Source organism: Amycolatopsis pittospori, from assembly GCF_013870525.1.
GTDB lineage: Bacteria > Actinomycetota > Actinomycetes > Mycobacteriales > Pseudonocardiaceae > Amycolatopsis > Amycolatopsis pittospori.
Genome location: NZ_JACBXD010000043.1, coordinates 27,341 through 43,828, shown reverse-complemented (window position 1 = coordinate 43,828; position 16,488 = coordinate 27,341). Strand labels below are relative to the sequence as shown.

Annotated in this window: 12 protein-coding genes; 9 read left to right on the top strand and 3 right to left on the bottom strand. The window is 68.9% G+C overall.

Going from position 1 to position 16,488, the window contains the following annotated elements:
• Positions 1–4 precede the first annotated feature (4 nt).
• Positions 5–6,397 (top strand): WXG100-like domain-containing protein, encoded by a 6,393-nt coding sequence (locus H5J31_RS23445; RefSeq protein WP_181774784.1) that lies wholly within the window; start codon positions 5–7, stop codon positions 6,395–6,397.
• Complete coding sequence (locus H5J31_RS23440; RefSeq protein ID WP_328701584.1) at positions 6,390–6,860, top strand: hypothetical protein; 471 nt, start codon at positions 6,390–6,392, stop codon at positions 6,858–6,860. The genes H5J31_RS23445 and H5J31_RS23440 overlap by 8 nt, the downstream gene beginning before the upstream one ends.
• A 3-nt stretch (positions 6,861–6,863) precedes the next feature.
• On the opposite strand, the gene H5J31_RS23435 is transcribed toward H5J31_RS23440, so the two are convergent.
• Both H5J31_RS23435 and H5J31_RS23430 read right to left on the bottom strand, forming a co-directional pair.
• On the bottom strand, positions 6,864–8,117 hold the full coding sequence (locus H5J31_RS23435; RefSeq protein WP_181774783.1) for a sensor histidine kinase: 1,254 nt from the start codon (positions 8,115–8,117) through the stop codon (positions 6,864–6,866).
• A complete protein-coding gene (locus H5J31_RS23430; RefSeq protein ID WP_181774782.1) occupies positions 8,114–8,779 on the bottom strand; it encodes a response regulator transcription factor in 666 nt (221 codons plus the stop codon). The genes H5J31_RS23435 and H5J31_RS23430 overlap by 4 nt, the downstream gene beginning before the upstream one ends.
• Positions 8,780–8,957: 178 nt before the next feature.
• Between H5J31_RS23430 and H5J31_RS23425 the strand changes: the two genes are divergently transcribed.
• From H5J31_RS23425 to H5J31_RS23410, 4 genes are all read left to right on the top strand, one after another.
• Complete coding sequence (locus H5J31_RS23425) at positions 8,958–9,611, top strand: helix-turn-helix transcriptional regulator (RefSeq protein WP_181774781.1); 654 nt, start codon at positions 8,958–8,960, stop codon at positions 9,609–9,611.
• Positions 9,611–11,269, top strand: coding sequence for a right-handed parallel beta-helix repeat-containing protein (locus H5J31_RS23420; RefSeq protein WP_181774780.1), 1,659 nt, complete (start codon positions 9,611–9,613; stop codon positions 11,267–11,269). The genes H5J31_RS23425 and H5J31_RS23420 overlap by 1 nt, the downstream gene beginning before the upstream one ends.
• A 9-nt stretch (positions 11,270–11,278) precedes the next feature.
• Positions 11,279–11,941 carry a winged helix-turn-helix domain-containing protein gene (locus tag H5J31_RS23415; RefSeq protein WP_181774779.1) on the top strand — a complete coding sequence of 221 codons (663 nt, stop codon included), beginning with the start codon at positions 11,279–11,281 and terminating at the stop codon, positions 11,939–11,941.
• Positions 11,942–12,251: 310 nt separating this feature from the next.
• Positions 12,252–12,644: a hypothetical protein gene (locus tag H5J31_RS23410; RefSeq protein WP_181774778.1), complete on the top strand. Its 393-nt coding sequence runs from the start codon at positions 12,252–12,254 to the stop codon at positions 12,642–12,644.
• A gap of 76 nt (positions 12,645–12,720) precedes the next feature.
• On the opposite strand, the gene H5J31_RS23405 is transcribed toward H5J31_RS23410, so the two are convergent.
• Positions 12,721–13,422 carry an IclR family transcriptional regulator gene (locus H5J31_RS23405; protein ID WP_005158149.1) on the bottom strand — a complete coding sequence of 234 codons (702 nt, stop codon included), beginning with the start codon at positions 13,420–13,422 and terminating at the stop codon, positions 12,721–12,723.
• A 79-nt stretch (positions 13,423–13,501) separates the two neighbouring features.
• On the opposite strand from H5J31_RS23405, the gene leuC reads away from it, so the two are divergent.
• The 3 genes from leuC to H5J31_RS23390 all read left to right on the top strand — a co-directional run bounded on the left by leuC (position 13,502) and on the right by H5J31_RS23390 (position 16,478).
• Positions 13,502–14,920, top strand: coding sequence for a 3-isopropylmalate dehydratase large subunit (gene leuC, locus H5J31_RS23400; RefSeq protein WP_181774777.1), 1,419 nt, complete (start codon positions 13,502–13,504; stop codon positions 14,918–14,920).
• A gap of 33 nt (positions 14,921–14,953) precedes the next feature.
• Positions 14,954–15,556, top strand: a complete 603-nt coding sequence (gene leuD / locus H5J31_RS23395) for a 3-isopropylmalate dehydratase small subunit (RefSeq protein WP_181774776.1) — start codon at positions 14,954–14,956, stop codon at positions 15,554–15,556.
• Positions 15,557–15,809: 253 nt separating this feature from the next.
• Positions 15,810–16,478 carry an HU family DNA-binding protein gene (locus H5J31_RS23390; protein ID WP_181774775.1) on the top strand — a complete coding sequence of 223 codons (669 nt, stop codon included), beginning with the start codon at positions 15,810–15,812 and terminating at the stop codon, positions 16,476–16,478.
• Positions 16,479–16,488: the final 10 nt, after the last annotated feature.

The following is a 16,488-nucleotide window of genomic DNA, read 5'->3' as shown; positions in this document are numbered from 1 at the left end:
TGAGATGTCCTATCCGACCGGCGGCGCTCTCCCGTATTCCGGTGTCGGCGAAGCGATCGCGGGCGCCAGTGGATCTCTGTGGGACTGGACCAAGCGTGCGTGGAGCGCGATGGGCGGGGTGATCGACGACATCTACCCGCCCGATGATCCGGACACGGCGAAGGAACTGGGCGACGCCTGGATCAAGGCGGCGGACGCACTCGACGTCGCGATCAGTGCGTCCTCCGGGGCGGGTGGCCGAATCCGGGACACCTGGCCGGACGCCAACGGCTTCGACTTCTACACGCTCGTCCGTGAGGTCAACAAGGGGCAGTACGGCAGCGGCGGTGAGGGTTACGAAGAACTCGCCGCCAGCATGCGCAGGATAGGCGAGTTCTGCCACAAATACGGCGAACAGGTCGCCCGGGCGCAGAACCAGATCAAGTCGGAACTGATCCACGCCGCGGTGGATTTCGCGCTCATGTTCGCGATCCCCGGGGGCCCGTGGCTCTTCGCGTCGAAGATGGCGCTCAGGCTGGCGAGACTGGTCAAGATCGCGAGTGAGGCGTCCCGGCTCGGGAACTGGACGGCGAAGGCCGGGAAACTCGTCTTGATCCCGATCAAGGAGGGTTTGGACGAGGTCGTCACGAACGGCATCGAGCAGGGGCTCAACATCGCCCAGGGTTACCAGGACGGGTTCAACGTCAAGGAAAGCTTCACCAACGCGGTCGCCGGAGCGGTCGGCGCTCCGGTGAGCGCGGTGGTCGGGGCACCGGGTGCGTTGCTCGGCAAGGGGATCCGCAAGACCGATGTCGGCAAGAACGCGCTGGACAATCCGGTCGGGAAGCACATCACGACGGCCGTGAGCGCCGCCAGTACGAACGCGATCTCCTCGCCGATCTCCAGTTACGCGGCGGAGAACATGGTGAACGGGAACTGGGGCGCGCTGGACGACGTGTCCGGCTATCAGAAGTCCATCAAGGACAATTGGCTCACTTCGGCCGCGATCGGGCCGATGCGCGCGAACGCCCACCTCGCCGGTGCGCAGGCGCACAACGCCGTTTTCGGTGACCATTCGGTCAGTGCGCCGAAGGAAGTGGTGACCACCGACAATCCACCCGGTGGCCCGACTCCGCCGCAGGCGATGGCACCGGAAGCCGCCACCGTCAACGCGGGGCAAGGCTCCGCATCCGCGGGAGACGCGGGGGCCGTCGCGGGCACGAATCAGGTGAACGATTCCGGCCAGGCTGGTGGTTCCCCGCATTCAGGTGCCTCGGGTGCGGGGAGCCACTCCGGTTCTTCCGGGGCGACGACCGGATCCGGGCGGGGCGCCGACGCTTTCGGTGGAAGCGAGGGCCGCGCTTCCACCAACACCTCGGGGCACAGCGGAAACACCGGCACGACGCCGTCCAGCAACTCTCCTTCGGCCACCGCGTCGGATCCGGCGTCGTCCCGGAACGGTGCGAGTTCCCCCGCACACCACACATCGACATCGACCGCCTCGGCCCAGGCAGGTCCGGCCCAATCCGGCGCGGCTCAAACCGGTACGGGGCAGCCGACGTCCCCGCAGGGGACCTCGGCTCACGGCGCTTCCGCGCAGACGCCCGCATCTTCCGGACAGCCGGCGGCCACCGCCGCCACCGGTCAGACCGGTGCCGGGCAAAGCGGTCCCGGTCAGGCCGGTGCGGCGCAGACCAACCCGGCGCAGACCAACCCGGCGCAGCCGGGAGTGCCGGGCTCGCCGTCCCGGACTCCCCAGGCGAAACCCACGGAAGGCGAGCCGAACCGTTCCGATCCGGCGACGAGCCCCGATCAGGACGGCATCACCGAGCCGGTCGAGGCACCGACCGAACCGGTCCCCGACGTCCCGGTGATCCCCGCCGAAGTCCCCGACGATCAAGGTCCGCCGGACGACCCCCGAGGCCCGGCGGAAAGTGAACCCGCGCTCCCCGCCCCGCCCGCGGAAAGCCCTGCGGCACCGGTCGCCGTCCCGGTACCGGCGGCTCCGTCGACACCGCGGGCATCCGATGAAGACAAGGGCACCCCCCGGAACGAGAACGAGGAAACGCCGCCCGAACGACCTGACGATCCGACCGCAGAGGTGGACGCGGCATGGGACGCCTTGCCGTCGGAGGTCCGGGAAGCCATCCTCGACGCCGGTCCCGCGGTGGCGGGCAAGAAGCTGGAAAGCCTGCTCAAGAACGTCCTCGCGCAGCTGCTCCCCCCAGACGTGGCCACGCGCCCGCTCAGTGAGCAGCTCAAGGTCCTGTACGTCGCACAAGTCCGGGCCCTGCTGGCGAACCGGCTGGCCGGAGCGCCGGAGGTGACACCACTAGCCCTGTTCACCTCCCGCGTTGTCGCGGCTGTGAACGCCGTAGCGGCGAAGAAGCCTCGTCCGCGGGGCCGGGCGGTGGCCGAGGCCGAACTCAGGCGACTGGGCAGACTCGGCGCGGAGTTCGCGGAGGCCGCCGAAGCCGAGAACAAGAACGCCCAGTTACCGCTGACGATGGAAACCCACCTCCGCAAGATCCTCGATCATCTGGCCGTCAACGGCGTGCCTGGGCTCGACAAGATCGGCGAAGGCGTCCGCGTCCATATCAAGCGTGCTCTCGGCATGCTGGCCGAAGGGAACCCGGCCACCCGGGAGCAACTGAACGGCGACCAGGGAAATCTCACCGGGATCGAAGGCGAACTCCGGGTCGCGCTCGCGCTTTCCGAGCTCAGCCAGGAGCAACTGGCCGAATTGGGGTTGCCGGGACTGCGGATCACCGGCCTCGGCGTCAAGACGAGTGACACCGATATCGACGTCCACGGTGTACTGGAGGACAGCGGCGTCGAAGTCCGGTTCGAGGTCAAGAACGTCGCGTCCACGAGCAGGACCTCCGTCGTCAAACAGGTCGAGAAGCACCGCCTGGACGCCGGTCCCGGCGCGATGATCATCGCCGTCTTCAGCAACGAGCTGACCAGTGAGGTCGAAGCCGCGATCGCGGCCGGCGCGAATGCCGTCCTCCAGTGGAACGGCTTCCGGTTCACCGTCGTCGCGCGACGGGATCCGGGAGGACCGACGGCACCCGCGTCGCCGAACCCGTCAGGGCCGCGGGGAATCCCGCCCGCCGGTCACGAGAACCCGTTGCCCGACGAAAACCAGGCCACGCAAGAGGATCCCGAGGCCATTCGCCGGGCCATGGAGGCGGAGAACGCCGGTGCGCTCTCGCATCGGCGGCGGCTGCTGATGGGTGTACTCGTCGCAGTCCGGCTGCTGAGCCTGCCGAACACGGTCGACAGCGCGATGGAGGTCAAACCCCCGAAGAGCGGCCCCGTCGAGTTGATCCGCAAGCGCCACGAGGAAGAGGCGGATCCCGAGGCCACCCCGCGTCCGGGCCCGCCGCCACCGGACGACCCGGACAACCCTCCGTGGCAAGGACAGGCGAGGTTCAACGCGGCGACCGGTGAAGTGAGTGTCGACATGTCGGCGCCGCCACCGAGCCTCCCGCCTGGACGGCCCCAAGGTCCGCCGACGCCGCCGTCGTCGCACGCGGAGCGCTTCTACCACCCGGAAAACCTGGCTCGGCACGATCACCCGATGCCGCCGAACACGGTGAGCCGCAAGCAGATGCTTCTGAGCCTGCGAAGCGAGAGCGCCCTCCGTTCGCTGATGGCCGAGGCCGGGCTGGCGTGGAACGATCTCCGCCTGCTGCTGCTCGAACACGGTCTCCTGCCCGCCGACTCACGACCGGCGCGGGTCCGCGACGTCGCACGGATCCTGGAGACCCAGTGGGTCCGCTCGCGGATCAAGCCCGCGTTGCAGGAGGCCGCGGACAACGCGGCCCGTGAGTTCGCGCGGCTGGCGGAGGGAATCGTTCCCGCCGACTCCGAGCGGGCACGGAAGATCGTGGAGCACGTCAGGAACGGCACGATGACCCCCGCGCTGAGGGGGACGTTCATCCAGCAGATCTTCACCTCGGACGTCATCGCCCGGCAGCGGGAGATCCTCGGTGATCACTTCGGGCGGTTCCAGTTCCGTGCTTCGCCCTCGTACTCCCTTGACGGTCAGGGCCGTGTGGCGAGTGGGTCGTCGCACTACTCAGGGTGGGTCGTCCCGAACCTCACGCTCGACCTCGTCGTGGACGGCCGGCCGGCGATCGCGCACGAGTACGACCTCAACACCGGGACCCGTACACCCGGAAGTGACCGGGTCCATCGCGGCAACACCTTCACCCGTGGTCTCTTCGAGACGGAAACGCTTCGTCCCGCGGATCCCGCCGCGCCACCGGCACCCCGGCCGAATCCGGTGCCGGGGCCATCTCGGGAGATTCCCGCGAGCCCTAACGAACCGGACGCGATCGAAAGGGCGATGGAGGCGTCCAACACACCAGTGCTCTCCTCCGGTCGGCGCGTCCTCATGGGGATTCTGCTCGCCGTCCGGCTCCTCGGCGTTCCGAACACAGTGGACAGTCTGCTCGAGCTCAAACCGCCCAAGAGCACCCCTTCCGACGTCATCCGGCCGCGCAACACCGACGAGCAGGGGACCAAACGGCGTCGGCCGAGAGGACTGCCACCCCGCGATCCCCACGGCCGGTTCACCACGGCCCGGATCGATCCCGACACGGGCGAGATCACTTTCGGCGATGCGCCCGGCCCCGCCTCGATGGGCGCGTCGCGGCATGACGAAGTCGGTGGTTCACGGTGGATCGACGCCCGGCGGAAGGTGGCGCCCGGGCCCTGGGACGGTGCCGTGGTCACCGGTGAAGGCGTTCTGTACGCGCCCGCGGGGATGTCGATCGGGGACGACATGACCACCCGCAACGCGCATCTGCGGGTGATGATCGCGACCCGCCCGGACGGGACCAAGGCATACGTGGTCACTTTGCACGGAAGCGGGAACGGCCATCCGATCCCCGGCCTCAGCCTGATGGTCGACACCCGCCTGACCCAGGAGCAGATGCGGGCCATCGAAGAGATCTTCATGCTCAGCCCGGAACAGGTGGCCGAGGCGACGCTGGCGAGCCCGTTCTACACCCCGGGGCGGCCGGTCCAGCTGAACTCGTGTCATTCCGGATCTTCCGGCTGGGCGCAGCGGTACGCCGACGCGCTGGGCGCCGAAGTGATCGCGCCGCTGGCGAGGCTGGACGTGATGCCGGACGGTTCGCTGCGGGTGCACGGATTCCCGAGCGGCAAGGGCTGGGCGCTGTTCACCCCGGGCGGGACGGCGCCCGTCGAGGTCCCGGCGCCGGGGAATCTGCCTTCGCCGTCCGGCCCCGAGAGTGCGGGCACACCCAGCTCCCTGGACGCGGTGATCAACCCCGGCCGGGACGAGATGGCGGAGTTCCTCGGCCGCGAGGACGTCCAGGACGCGGTGCGCCGGGGGAACGAGATCAGCGGGCGGGATCCGGACTCGCGGATCAAGATCGACGGCGTCCCGACGCAGATCGGCGACGCGATCACCAAGCTGTTGCCGCGGCACCCGGAGTTCGTCAAGAAGCTCCTGGCGACGCCGTTCCTGCTGAATTCCCTGCTGGCCAGGCCGCAGACGCTGGGGAACGTGCTCCAGTATCCGGAAGCGATCGAGATCGTCTTGGAGTCGTTGGCGGAGCTGGATGCCAGGGGAGCGGAAGCGATCCTCGAGGAGCACGAGGCGGCGGCGCGGCCCGGTCCGATCGAGTTGACGGAGTCGCAGCGTCAGGTCGTCGAGGACGTACAAGCGAGCATTCCCGAGGAAGATCGCGGCGTCCAGCCGGGGCAGTTCGGTTATGCCCCGCCCGTCGGTTCGACCCCTGGCGAACTCCTCGCCTATCAGAACGAGTTCCTGGCCAGCCTGGAGAAGGCCTGGCGCTCGGATCAGAACGAGCTGAACGAACTGGCCGACTGGCTGGCGGCTCGGGCGGGTGGGATCGCCAAGTACCGTGACAAGGTCAAGAGCCGGGTCCGCGCGCTGGACAAGCTGGCCAAGGACGACGGGACGGGCTCCGTGCTGACGGATGTGGTCGGCGCGCTCGTGCGGTTCGACACGGTGGCCGACGTCTACCGGGCACTGGAGACCCTTCGTGAACATCTGGCCTCCAGTGATTCGCCGATCGACATCGTCTATCTGGAAGACCGGTTCGACGGCCCGCAGAAGAGCGGATACCGCGACATCCAGATGTCCGTACGCCTGTCGAGCGGGAACATCGCCGAGTTCCGGCTGCACCTGAAGTCGATCGACGAGGTGGCGCGGTACGAGCACAGCCTCTACGAGGTGCGGCGGGACTTCGCGGCGGTGGGCAAGGAACAGGGGCGCGCCGTCTCCCCGGAGGAAGCGGCGATGATCGCCCTGATACTCAGGCGTGAGCAGGAACTGTTCGGGGAAGCGACGAACCGTGGCATGACCGCGGATGACGAGGACGGCCGCGAAGACGACGAAGGGAAAGACAGTGACTGAAAACCCGCTGGCGGCCGAGCTGCCGATGTTCTTCCGTTACTACGGTTTGACCTACCGGGTCGACGGGACACCTGACGGCGGGCTGACCGGTCACCTGCTGAACCTGAGGACCGGGCGGATCGAAGAGGACGCCTCACACATCCAAGAAGTGTTGTTCGCCATGGGAGAGGACATCACCGTGCTGGACGAGGCCCGCTACGTCGAGCTCACCGAGATCAAGCGTTCACGTGCTCTTCGCGGCGAAGGGCCGATCTTCGCGCTTTACGACGCCGTCCAGGCCGTTTACGACAAGGCGAAGGAGGAGTCGCGGCGTCTCGAACCGGAGGAGCACGCCCTGATCCGGACGATGCGGGCGCGCACCTTCGGCCTTTGGGAGCAGGAGTTCGCGCGGCGGGACGCGGGTGAGGCTCCTACGTTCGAGTTCGATTCGCTCCTGGGAGGCACCGCTGCAGAGCCGTCGTAGCCGTCAGGAAGTGCTGACCGGAAGCCTCAGTTCGAAGATCGCCCCGCCCTCGTCGGCGTTGTACACCGCGAGCGTGCCGCCGTGCGACTGGGCGACCCAGCGCACGATGGACAGACCGAGTCCGGAAGAGCCGCCGGTGCTGGCGAAACGGTCGAAGGCGTCGCCCGCCATGGTGGTGTCGATGCCGGGGCCGTGGTCCGCGACGGTCACGGTGCCGCCGGCGACGGTCAGGTGCACGAACGCCTTCGCGCCCGGTTGGCGGCCGTAGCGCACGGCGTTGTCCAGGAGGTTCCCGATCGCGCGTTGCAGGAGCGCGGGATCGGCGTCGACCTTCGTGGGAGCGGCGGTGACGGTGACTTCCGCGCTGTCGGTCGCGGTGTCCTCGACGACGCCCACCACCAGCTGGTCGAGCCAGATCGGCTGGATGCTGAGCTGTTCCACGCCGGCGGCGAGCCGGGCGCGGACGAGCAGGTCGTCGATGATCCCGCCCATTCTCGCGGCGAGGCGGACGGTGCGAGGCAGGAGTTCCGCCGACTGGGCGGGATTCGTCATCGCGGTTTCGGCGAGCGCGCGCAGGGCGGCGACGGGGGTGCGGAGGTCGTGCGCGGTTTCGGCGAGCAGGACTTCCTGTTGCTGCAAGGCGGCCGCCGCGGGGCGGATCGAGCGGCCGGACAGCAGGTGGCCGGCGAAGCCCAGTACGGCGATCAGCAGCACGGTGCCGCCGATGACCAGCAGGGTGAACTGGGTGTGCTCGTCGTCTTCGGCGGCGGTGGGCTGCACCGCGACGACGGCCGCGAACGGTTTGCCGTCGCTGTCGCGCAACGGTTCGGCGCGGACCATGACCACCGAGCCGTCAGTGCCCTTTTGATAGCCCGAGACCAGTTTGCCGGACTGGACGGCTTCGGTGGCGAGGCCGTTCAGCAGCTGCGCGCTCATCGGGACGCACTCGGCTCGTGAAAGGTGACCCTGGAACGCGGGCGCGCCGCCGGGCAGGATCGCGAACTGCGGGCAGCGGTCGTTCATCACGTCGGTGTTGACGAGGCCGAAGTCGACGGTGCCGTCGAAGGCGACCAGCCTGCTGACCGAGGACGTGACCTCCTTCAGCGCGGCGTCGGTCCGCTGTTCGGCTTGCTCGCCGTCCTCACTGATGAGCAACCACGCGAAGAGCACCAGTCCGAGTGTGTTCATCACGGTGAACAACGCGGTCAGCGTCCAGCGCAGCCTGCGCAGCCGGTCCGCCGAGGAATGCGTGTTCATCGGGTGCCCAGCCGGTATCCGAGACCGCGGACGGCGTGGATCAACTCGGGTTCCTTCAGCTTGCGGCGCAACCGCTTCACCACCACATCGACCACATTGGACATCGGATCGGCCTGGGCGTCCCAGCAGTGCTCGATCAGATCGGCCCGCTGCACCGGCAGCCCCGCCCTGGTGAGCAGGTATTCGAGCACCGCGTACTCCTTGTTGGTCAAGGTGAGCAGTACGCCCGCCCGGCGCACTTCGCGCCGCGCGCAGTCCATCACCAGGTCGTCGTGGTGCAGGACCGAAGGCCGGTCGAACGCGGACCGGCGGCACAGATTGGCCACGCGTTCGGTCAGCTCGGCCATCACGAACGGCTTCACGAGATAGTCGTCGCCGCCGTGCTCGAAGCCGGCCACCCGGTCGGCGAGCGCGTCGCGGGCGGTGAGGAAGAGCACCGGCGCCCGCCAGCCCAGCTGCCGTCTCATGTGGACGTACTCGATGGCGTCGCCGTCCGGCAGCATCCGGTCGAACACCACGCAGTCGTGGTGCGTTCCGCGCAGCAGCCGGTCCGCGGCCGCGATGTCACCCGCGTCGTCGACGGCGAAGCCGGCCGCACGCAGCTGTGTGACCAGCGCGAGCCGCAGATTCTCGTCGTCCTCGACGACCATCACCCGTGTCATCAAAACCTCATGTTCGAACAGCGAAAGTAGGCGCATGCAGTTTCACCTACCCGCCGAGCCGGCCGTGGTGCCCCTGAACGCTAACGCGTCGGGCACCCCGGACCACCCGGCCGGCGGGATCTGGCATGAACAGGACGTGGTCGGCGGTACCGCGCGGGGGAATGGGAGGGACAGCGCCATGAGCGTTCAGACCGGCGGGCTCAGCCTGGTCGTGGGATCGGAACCGGCTCGTGACCGGGCCGGACTGGCCGAGCTCCTCGCGGCCGCGACCAGTGAGGTCCTCGTCATGAGCACGGGGACGGACTCCGCTTTCCGGCGGATCGCGCTCGCGAACGTACGTCCCGGCGTGCGCTACAAGGTGCTCTTCCCCGACTCGGAGCGGATGTCGGGCGCGCTCAACCGGATGTCGCGGGCGGGCGCCGAGGTGCGGACCGACGCCGAGGTCCCGATGGACGCGCTGGTGATCGACCGCACCTCGGTCGTGCTGCCCGCGGACGGGCGCCAGACCGGTTCCGCGGTGTTCCGGCTGCCCGGCGTGGTCACCGCGACGGTCGGCCTGTTCGAACGGATCTGGCAGGCGGCCGCCCCGCTCGTCCCGCTGGATCTCGCGGAACCCGAGGACGCCTCGATGCTGACCTGCCGTGAGCGCGAGTTGCTGACGCTGCTCTTCTCCGGCACGACCGACGAATCCGCCGCGGCCCGGCTGGGCATCTCGGTGCGCACGGTGCGGCGCATGGTCGCCGACATCATGAACCGGCTCGGCGCGCGCAGCCGTTTCCAGGCGGGCGCCAAGGCCGTCGACCGTGGTTGGCTGATGGCGAAGGCGGGCTGATGACGACCTCGACTCCCGGCCGCGTCCTGCTGGTCGCCTCACGGCCCGGCGCGTATCCGACCATCGGCGACGCGCTCACGGACGCGTCCGACGGCGCCGTCATCACCATCGCGGGCGGTGAATACCCGGAAACCGTCGAGCTGAACGGCCTCCGGGTGACCCTGGCCGCGGCCGAAGGCGCCACCGTCGTCGTCGACGGCCGCGGCGCCGACCGGCCGGTCTTCCGCACCACCGGCGGATCGCTTGCCCTGAAAGGGATCGAAATCCTGGCCGACGCCTCGTCCGCGATCCGGGCCGACGACACCGAACTCACCGTGCTCCGGTGCACGATCTCCGGCGGTCGCGGTCCGGCGGTCGCCATCCGCGGCTCGGCGGCCTTCACTGTCACAGGTTGTGCGATTTCGGGCGCGGAGCAGGGGATTCTCGTCGATGGCGCGCCCGGCAGGCTGGAGGACACCACCGTCGAAGACGTGCTCGGCGACGGGATCACGGTCGGGCAGGGCGCCGACCCGGTCGTCCGCGATTGCACGGTTTCGGGCTGTGGACTGCGGGGCTTCTACGTCTATCAGTACGCCCGGCCCGTCATCGACGGCTGCGCGATCTCGCACACCGGCTACGAGGGCATCGCCGTGGCGCACCACGGCGCGCCGTCGCTCATGCGGTGCACGGTCTCCGACACGCGGGGTTCGGGAATCGCGTTCGCTTCCGGATGTGGCGGCGCGATCTCCGGATGCCGGGTCGAGAACACGGCGGAGCCGGGGATTTCGATCGCCGAGGGCGCGACGCCGACTCTCAGCGAGACGGCCGCTCCGTCGGATCGCGGCGCTCCCGTCGACGACGCGCTGGAGGAGATGCTCGGCGAACTCGACGCGATGATCGGCCTTCCCGAGGTGAAGGAAGAGGTCCGCGCGCTGGTCGACGAGTTGCAGGTCAACGAATGGCGGCGCCGCGCCGGGCTGCCGATCGGCGCGGCCGGACACCACCTGATCTTCGCGGGTGCCCCCGGCACCGGGAAGACGACGGTCGCGCGGATCTACGGCAAACTGCTGAAGGCCTTGGGAGTCCTGCCGCAGGGCCAGTTCCGCGAGGTCTCGCGCCGTGATCTCGTCGGGCAGTACATCGGGCACACCGCGGAGAAGACCGCGACCGTGTTCGAGGAGGCCAAGGGCGGCGTCCTGTTCATCGACGAGGCGTACACGCTTTCGCGGCTCGCCGGTTCCGGCGGCGACTTCGGCCAGGAGGCGATCGACACCCTCGTCCCCTTGATGGAGGAACATCGCGACGAGGTGGCGGTGATCGTGGCCGGATACACCGGTGAGATGGTCCATTTCCTCGCCGCGAACCCCGGTCTCGCGTCGCGCTTCGGCAAGACGATCGAGTTCGAGAACTACAGTTCCGCCGAACTCCTCGCCATCTTCGGGCGGATGGCGTCGGCGGGGGACTACGACCTGGACCCCGACGCCGGCCCGATCCTCGAAGACCACTTCCGGCTGATCTCGGCCGACGTCAACTTCGGCAACGCGCGGGACGCGCGCCTGTTGTTCGAGAAGGCGCGCACGGCACAGTCGCAGCGCTTGCGGCTGCTGGGACGGATGCCCACCGTCGAGGAACTACGCGGGTTGCACGTGGCCGACGTGGTGGCGGCCACGGCACGCTAACGTGCCGGTGTGCGGGTGCTGGTGACCGAAGACGACGAGAACTTACGGGTGGCGCTCGAATTCGCCCTCCGCGGCGACGGGTTCGCGGTGGACACCGCCGCCGACCTGCCCGCCGCGGACGAGGCGCTGACGGTGAACGCCTACGACTGCGCGGTGTTCGACCGGATGCTGCCTTCGGGTGACGCGCTCACCTATGTGCGCAACCGGCGTAGCGCGGGCTGGCCGATGCCGGTGCTGTTCCTCACCGCGCGCGACAGCGTCACCGACCGGATCGACGGGTTGCGCGTCGGCGGTGGCGACTACCTCGTGAAACCGTTCGCCATGCCGGAACTGATCGCGCGGGTGCGCAGCCTGTGCCGTCGCGACATGGCCGGGCAGGCGACGGTGCTGCGCTGCGCCGACGTCGAACTCGACACCGGCAGGCACCAGATCTCGCGGGCCGGCGTTCTCCTCACCGTGACGCGCAAGGAGTATCTCGTCATGGAGCGGCTGATGGCCGCGACCGGGCGGCCGGTCTCGCGGCGGGAACTGATCCGGTACGCGTGGGACGAGATGGCGGACCCGGCGTCGAACGTGCTCGACGTCGTGGTCGCGCGGCTGCGGCGGAAGCTCAAGGATCCGCCGCTGATCCAAACGGTGCGGGGCTCTGGGTACCGGATGGCGCCTCTCTGACCTCCGTGCCGCGCACCTCCGGCGTGCTATGAACGGCTCGTTACTTGCAAAATTTGCAAGTAACGAGCCGTTCATAGCATTCGGCGGGGTCGCGGCCGCACCACAAGAGCCTCTCGCGCCACAGGAGTCACAGCGGCCACGGCGGTCACGTCGTGAGTGACACCCGGGCCTCGACGCGCAGGCGCTGAAGCCCGCCGAACCGGTCGCTCACCCTGGGAACACGGTCCACGCTCGATCCCACGGGCTGAACCCGCCCCGGATGTGCCATGCTCGACAGCGCACGAAGCGGCGAAACCGAGAGGTGACGAGGGTGTCCATCTGGGCAGGCGTGATCAATTTCGTCCGGGCGCGGTACGAGGTGCTCGAAGAGCGGGACGGCTGGCTCCGGTTCCGGGTCGACACCGAGGACGGCCGCGGCCAGCAGGTGTCCTTGCACCACTTGCCCGACCACGACGGCGCGGAGTGGGTGGAGATCTCGTCCCCGGTCGGCTGGGCGGACAAGATCGATCTGCGGCGCCTCCTCGAACTCGCGGGTGGCGGCTCGGTCGGCGGCGCGGCCGTGGTGGACGGCGTCGCCCTGCTCAAGCACACGGTCCCGCTGGTCGACCTCAACCTGCAGAACGAGTTCGGACATCCGCTGAAGGCGCTCGTCGCCCGCGCGGACAGCCTCGAACACGAACTGACCCAAGCCGACGAGTTCTGATCCTCATCGGACGGTCGTAACCATGTGAAGGCCCCCTGCACCCGGTGCAGGGGGCCTTCACATGGTTCGAGAGAGATCAGAGGCGTTCCTGCAGCGCGTCCGCGGCGGCGAGCAGATCCGCGGCCCAGCGGGCCCCCGGCTTACGCCCTATCCGTTCGATGGGCCCGGAAACCGAGACCGCCGCGACGACGGTGCCCGTCGAATCCCGGACCGGCGCCGAGACACTCGCCACACCCGGCTCCCGTTCCGCCACGCTCTGGGCCCAGCCACGACGGCGGACTTCGAGCAGCGTGCGCTCTCCGTACACCGCTTCGGAAAGGATCGTCCGCTGCGTATGCGGATCCGACCACGCGGCGAGGACCTTCGCACCGGAGCCCGCCGTCATCGGCAACCGTGAACCGATCGGCACGGTGTCACGCAGGCCGCTGGGCGGCTCCGCGGTCGAAACGCAGACGCGCTGGACGCCGTCCCGGCGGTAGAGCTGCACGCTTTCCCCGGTGATGTCGCGCAATTTCGGCAGCACCGAACTCGCCGCGTCGAGCAGCGGATCGGTCGAGCCGCCCGCCAGCTCGGCGAGCGCGGTACCCGGCCGCCACCGCCCGTCGGGGCCGCGGCGCAACAGCCGATGCACCTCGAGGCCGACCGCGAGCCGATGCGCCGTCGCGCGCGGCAAACCGGTCCGCGTGCACAGTTCCGCCAGGCCACAAGGATCTTCGGCCACGGCCTGAAGCACGGCCACGGCCTTGTCGAGTACTCCGATACCGCTATGCTGTCCCACAAGCCGATACTATCTTCCCGAAGTTTGAGATGTCCAGATGGTGGGAAGTACCTATTTCACCGCATGTGAGGAGCCGGAAATGCCCCGGACACTGGCCGAGAAAGTGTGGGAGTCGCACCTGGTGCGGCGCGGCGAGGGGGCCGAGCCCGACCTGCTCTACATCGACCTCCACCTGCTGCACGAGGTCACCAGCCCGCAGGCGTTCGACGGACTCCGCCTGGCGGACCGGAAACTGCGCCGTCCCGACCTCACCATCGCGACCGAGGACCACAACGTCCCGACGATCGACATCGACCTGCCGATCGCGGATCCCGTGTCCCGTACCCAGGTCGACACCCTTCGCAACAACTGCAAGGAGTTCGGCGTCCGGCTGCATCCGATGGGCGACGCGGAGCAGGGCATCGTGCACGTCATCGGCCCGCAGCTGGGCCTGACGCAGCCCGGGATGACCGTGGTGTGCGGCGACAGTCACACCTCGACGCACGGCGCTTTCGGCGCGATGGCGTTCGGTATCGGCACGTCCGAGGTCGAACACGTGATGGCGACCCAGACCCTGCCGCTCCGTCCATTCAAGACGATGGCGATCACGATCGAGGGCACTGTCGGGGAGTCCGTGACGGCCAAGGACATCATCCTCGCGGTGATCGCGAAGATCGGCACCGGCGGCGGACAGGGTTACGTCCTCGAGTACCGCGGCGAGGCCATCGAGAACCTGTCGATGGAAGCCCGGATGACGGTGTGCAACATGTCCATCGAAGCCGGCGCGCGAGCCGGGCTCATCGCGCCGGACGAGACGACGTTCGCCTATCTGAAGGGCCGTCCGCACGCTCCGCGGGGCGCCGATTGGGACGCCGCCGTCGAGAACTGGCGCGAGCTCCGCACCGACGACGACGCCGTCTTCGATGCCGAGGTGCACCTCAACGCCGACGAGCTCACGCCTTTCGTGACCTGGGGCACGAACCCGGGCCAGGGGCTGCCGCTGGGCGCCGAGGTCCCCGACCCCGAGCACATCGGTGACGAGAACGAGCGCGTCGCCGCGGAGAAGGCCCTGTCCTATATGGACCTGAAGCCGGGTACCCCGCTGCGCGAGATCGCGGTGGACACCGTCTTCCTCGGCTCCTGCACGAACGGCCGTATCGAGGACCTGAGGGCCGCCGCGGACGTCCTGCGCGGGCACAAGGTCGCCGACTCGGTCCGGATGCTCGTCGTCCCCGGTTCGATGCGCGTCCGCCAGGCGGCCGAAGCCGAAGGCCTGGACCAGGTCTTCACCGAAGCGGGCGCGGAATGGCGCCAGGCGGGCTGCTCGATGTGCCTCGGCATGAACCCGGACCAGCTCAAGCCGGGCGAGCGCAGCGCGTCGACCTCGAACCGCAACTTCGAAGGCAGGCAGGGCAAGGGCGGCCGGACGCATCTGGTCTCCCCGCTCGTGGCGGCCGCCACGGCCGTCCGGGGAACGCTGTCCAGCCCCGAAGACCTGCAGCCCGCCGCCGTCCGCTGAGCCGCCTGAAACCCCGCTAAGGAGTTCCCAACCATGGATCCGTTCACCCACCACACCGGCGTCGGGGTCCCGCTGCGCAGGTCCAACGTGGACACTGACCAGATCATCCCGGCGGTCTACCTCAAGCGCGTGAGCCGCACCGGCTTCGAGGACGGGCTCTTCGCCGCCTGGCGGTCCGACGAGTCGTTCATCCTCAACCAAGAACCCTTCAAAACCGGTTCGGTCCTGGTCGCGGGCCCGGACTTCGGCACCGGTTCCTCCCGTGAGCACGCCGTCTGGGCCCTGATGGACTACGGCTTCCGGGTCGTGATCTCTTCCCGGTTCGCGGACATCTTCCGTGGGAACTCGGGCAAGCAGGGCCTCGTGGCCGCCGAGTGCGAGCAGGCGGACGTCGAACTGCTGTGGAAGATCCTCGAAAACGAGCCTGGGACGGAGGTCACGGTGGACCTCGAGTCGAAGACGGTACGAGCCAAGGACTTCGTCGCACCCTTCCAGATCGACGACTACACCCGCTGGCGGCTCCTCGAAGGGCTCGACGACATCGCCCTGACACTCCGCCACGCGGAGGAGATCGACACTTTCGAGTCCCAGCGCCCCTCCTGGAAGCCGGTGACCCTCCCGGCGGCCTCTTCCTAGGCCTGGCCGAAGGGGGCGGATTCCCTTGCTGAGCAGGGAATCCGCACCCCCGCGGAGGGTCCTCCGCAAAGCCCCGAAACCACACCGAACGGCACCTCAAGAGGCCCCGGAGGGGTCCCTCAAGAGGCGGAACAGCCCCCGAGACAAGGGAAATTTCCGCGCGTCGTTTGGAATTTGTGCTGCATTGGTAATACCGTGTGCGCTAAGTCGGCCGACGGGGCCGTGTACAACAAGTTCTTCTTGGAGGACTGGAATGGCCAACAAGGCCCAGCTGATCGAGGCGCTGTCGGAGCGCCTGGGCGACAAGAAGGTCGCGTCGGAGGCCGTCGATGGCCTTGTCGACATCATCATCCGGACGGTCAACAAGGGCGAGAAGGTGAACATCACCGGCTTCGGTGTGTTCGAGAAGCGCGCCCGCGCCGCCCGTACCGCGCGGAACCCGCGCACCGGTGAGACCGTCCGCGTCAAGAAGACCAACGTGCCCGCTTTCCGCGCCGGCACGACCTTCAAGGACGTCATCAGCGGTTCGAAGAAGCTGCCGAAGGCCACCGCTGTGAAGCGCGCGACCGCCGGCACCACCACCACTCGGGCCGCCGCCACCCGCGCGACGACGACCCGGACGGCCGCCAGCCGCCCGGCCGCGACGCGTTCCACCACCACGCGGACCCGCGCCGCCGCCGCCACGACGCGCGCCGCCGCGAAGCCGGCCGCCAAGGCGACCGCGACCAAGGCCGCCGCGAAGACGACCGCCACCAAGGCGGCTCCGAAGACCGCGGCCAAGGCCACGACTCGCGCCACCACGGCCAAGAAGGCGACCGCCACCAAGGCCGCCGCGAAGCCGGCCGCCAAGGCGACCGCTGCCAAGGCCCCCGCGAAGAAGGCTCCGGCCAAGCGGACTTCGGCGGCTGCGAAGAAGAAGTAAGCTCTCTCTC

Bases quoted from the DNA above. Each gene is read 5' to 3' on its own strand.
- H5J31_RS23435 (WP_181774783.1), bottom strand. From the start codon at position 8,117: ATGAACACGCATTCCTCGGCGGACCGGCTGCGCAGGCTGCGCTGGACG.
- H5J31_RS23425 (WP_181774781.1), top strand. From the start codon at position 8,958: ATGAGCGTTCAGACCGGCGGGCTCAGCCTGGTCGTGGGATCGGAACCG.
- H5J31_RS23390 (WP_181774775.1), top strand. From the start codon at position 15,810: ATGGCCAACAAGGCCCAGCTGATCGAGGCGCTGTCGGAGCGCCTGGGC.
- H5J31_RS23430 (WP_181774782.1), bottom strand. From the start codon at position 8,779: ATGACACGGGTGATGGTCGTCGAGGACGACGAGAATCTGCGGCTCGCG.
- leuC (WP_181774777.1), top strand. From the start codon at position 13,502: ATGCCCCGGACACTGGCCGAGAAAGTGTGGGAGTCGCACCTGGTGCGG.
- H5J31_RS23445 (WP_181774784.1), top strand. From the start codon at position 5: ATGTCCTATCCGACCGGCGGCGCTCTCCCGTATTCCGGTGTCGGCGAA.
- H5J31_RS23420 (WP_181774780.1), top strand. From the start codon at position 9,611: ATGACGACCTCGACTCCCGGCCGCGTCCTGCTGGTCGCCTCACGGCCC.
- leuD (WP_181774776.1), top strand. From the start codon at position 14,954: ATGGATCCGTTCACCCACCACACCGGCGTCGGGGTCCCGCTGCGCAGG.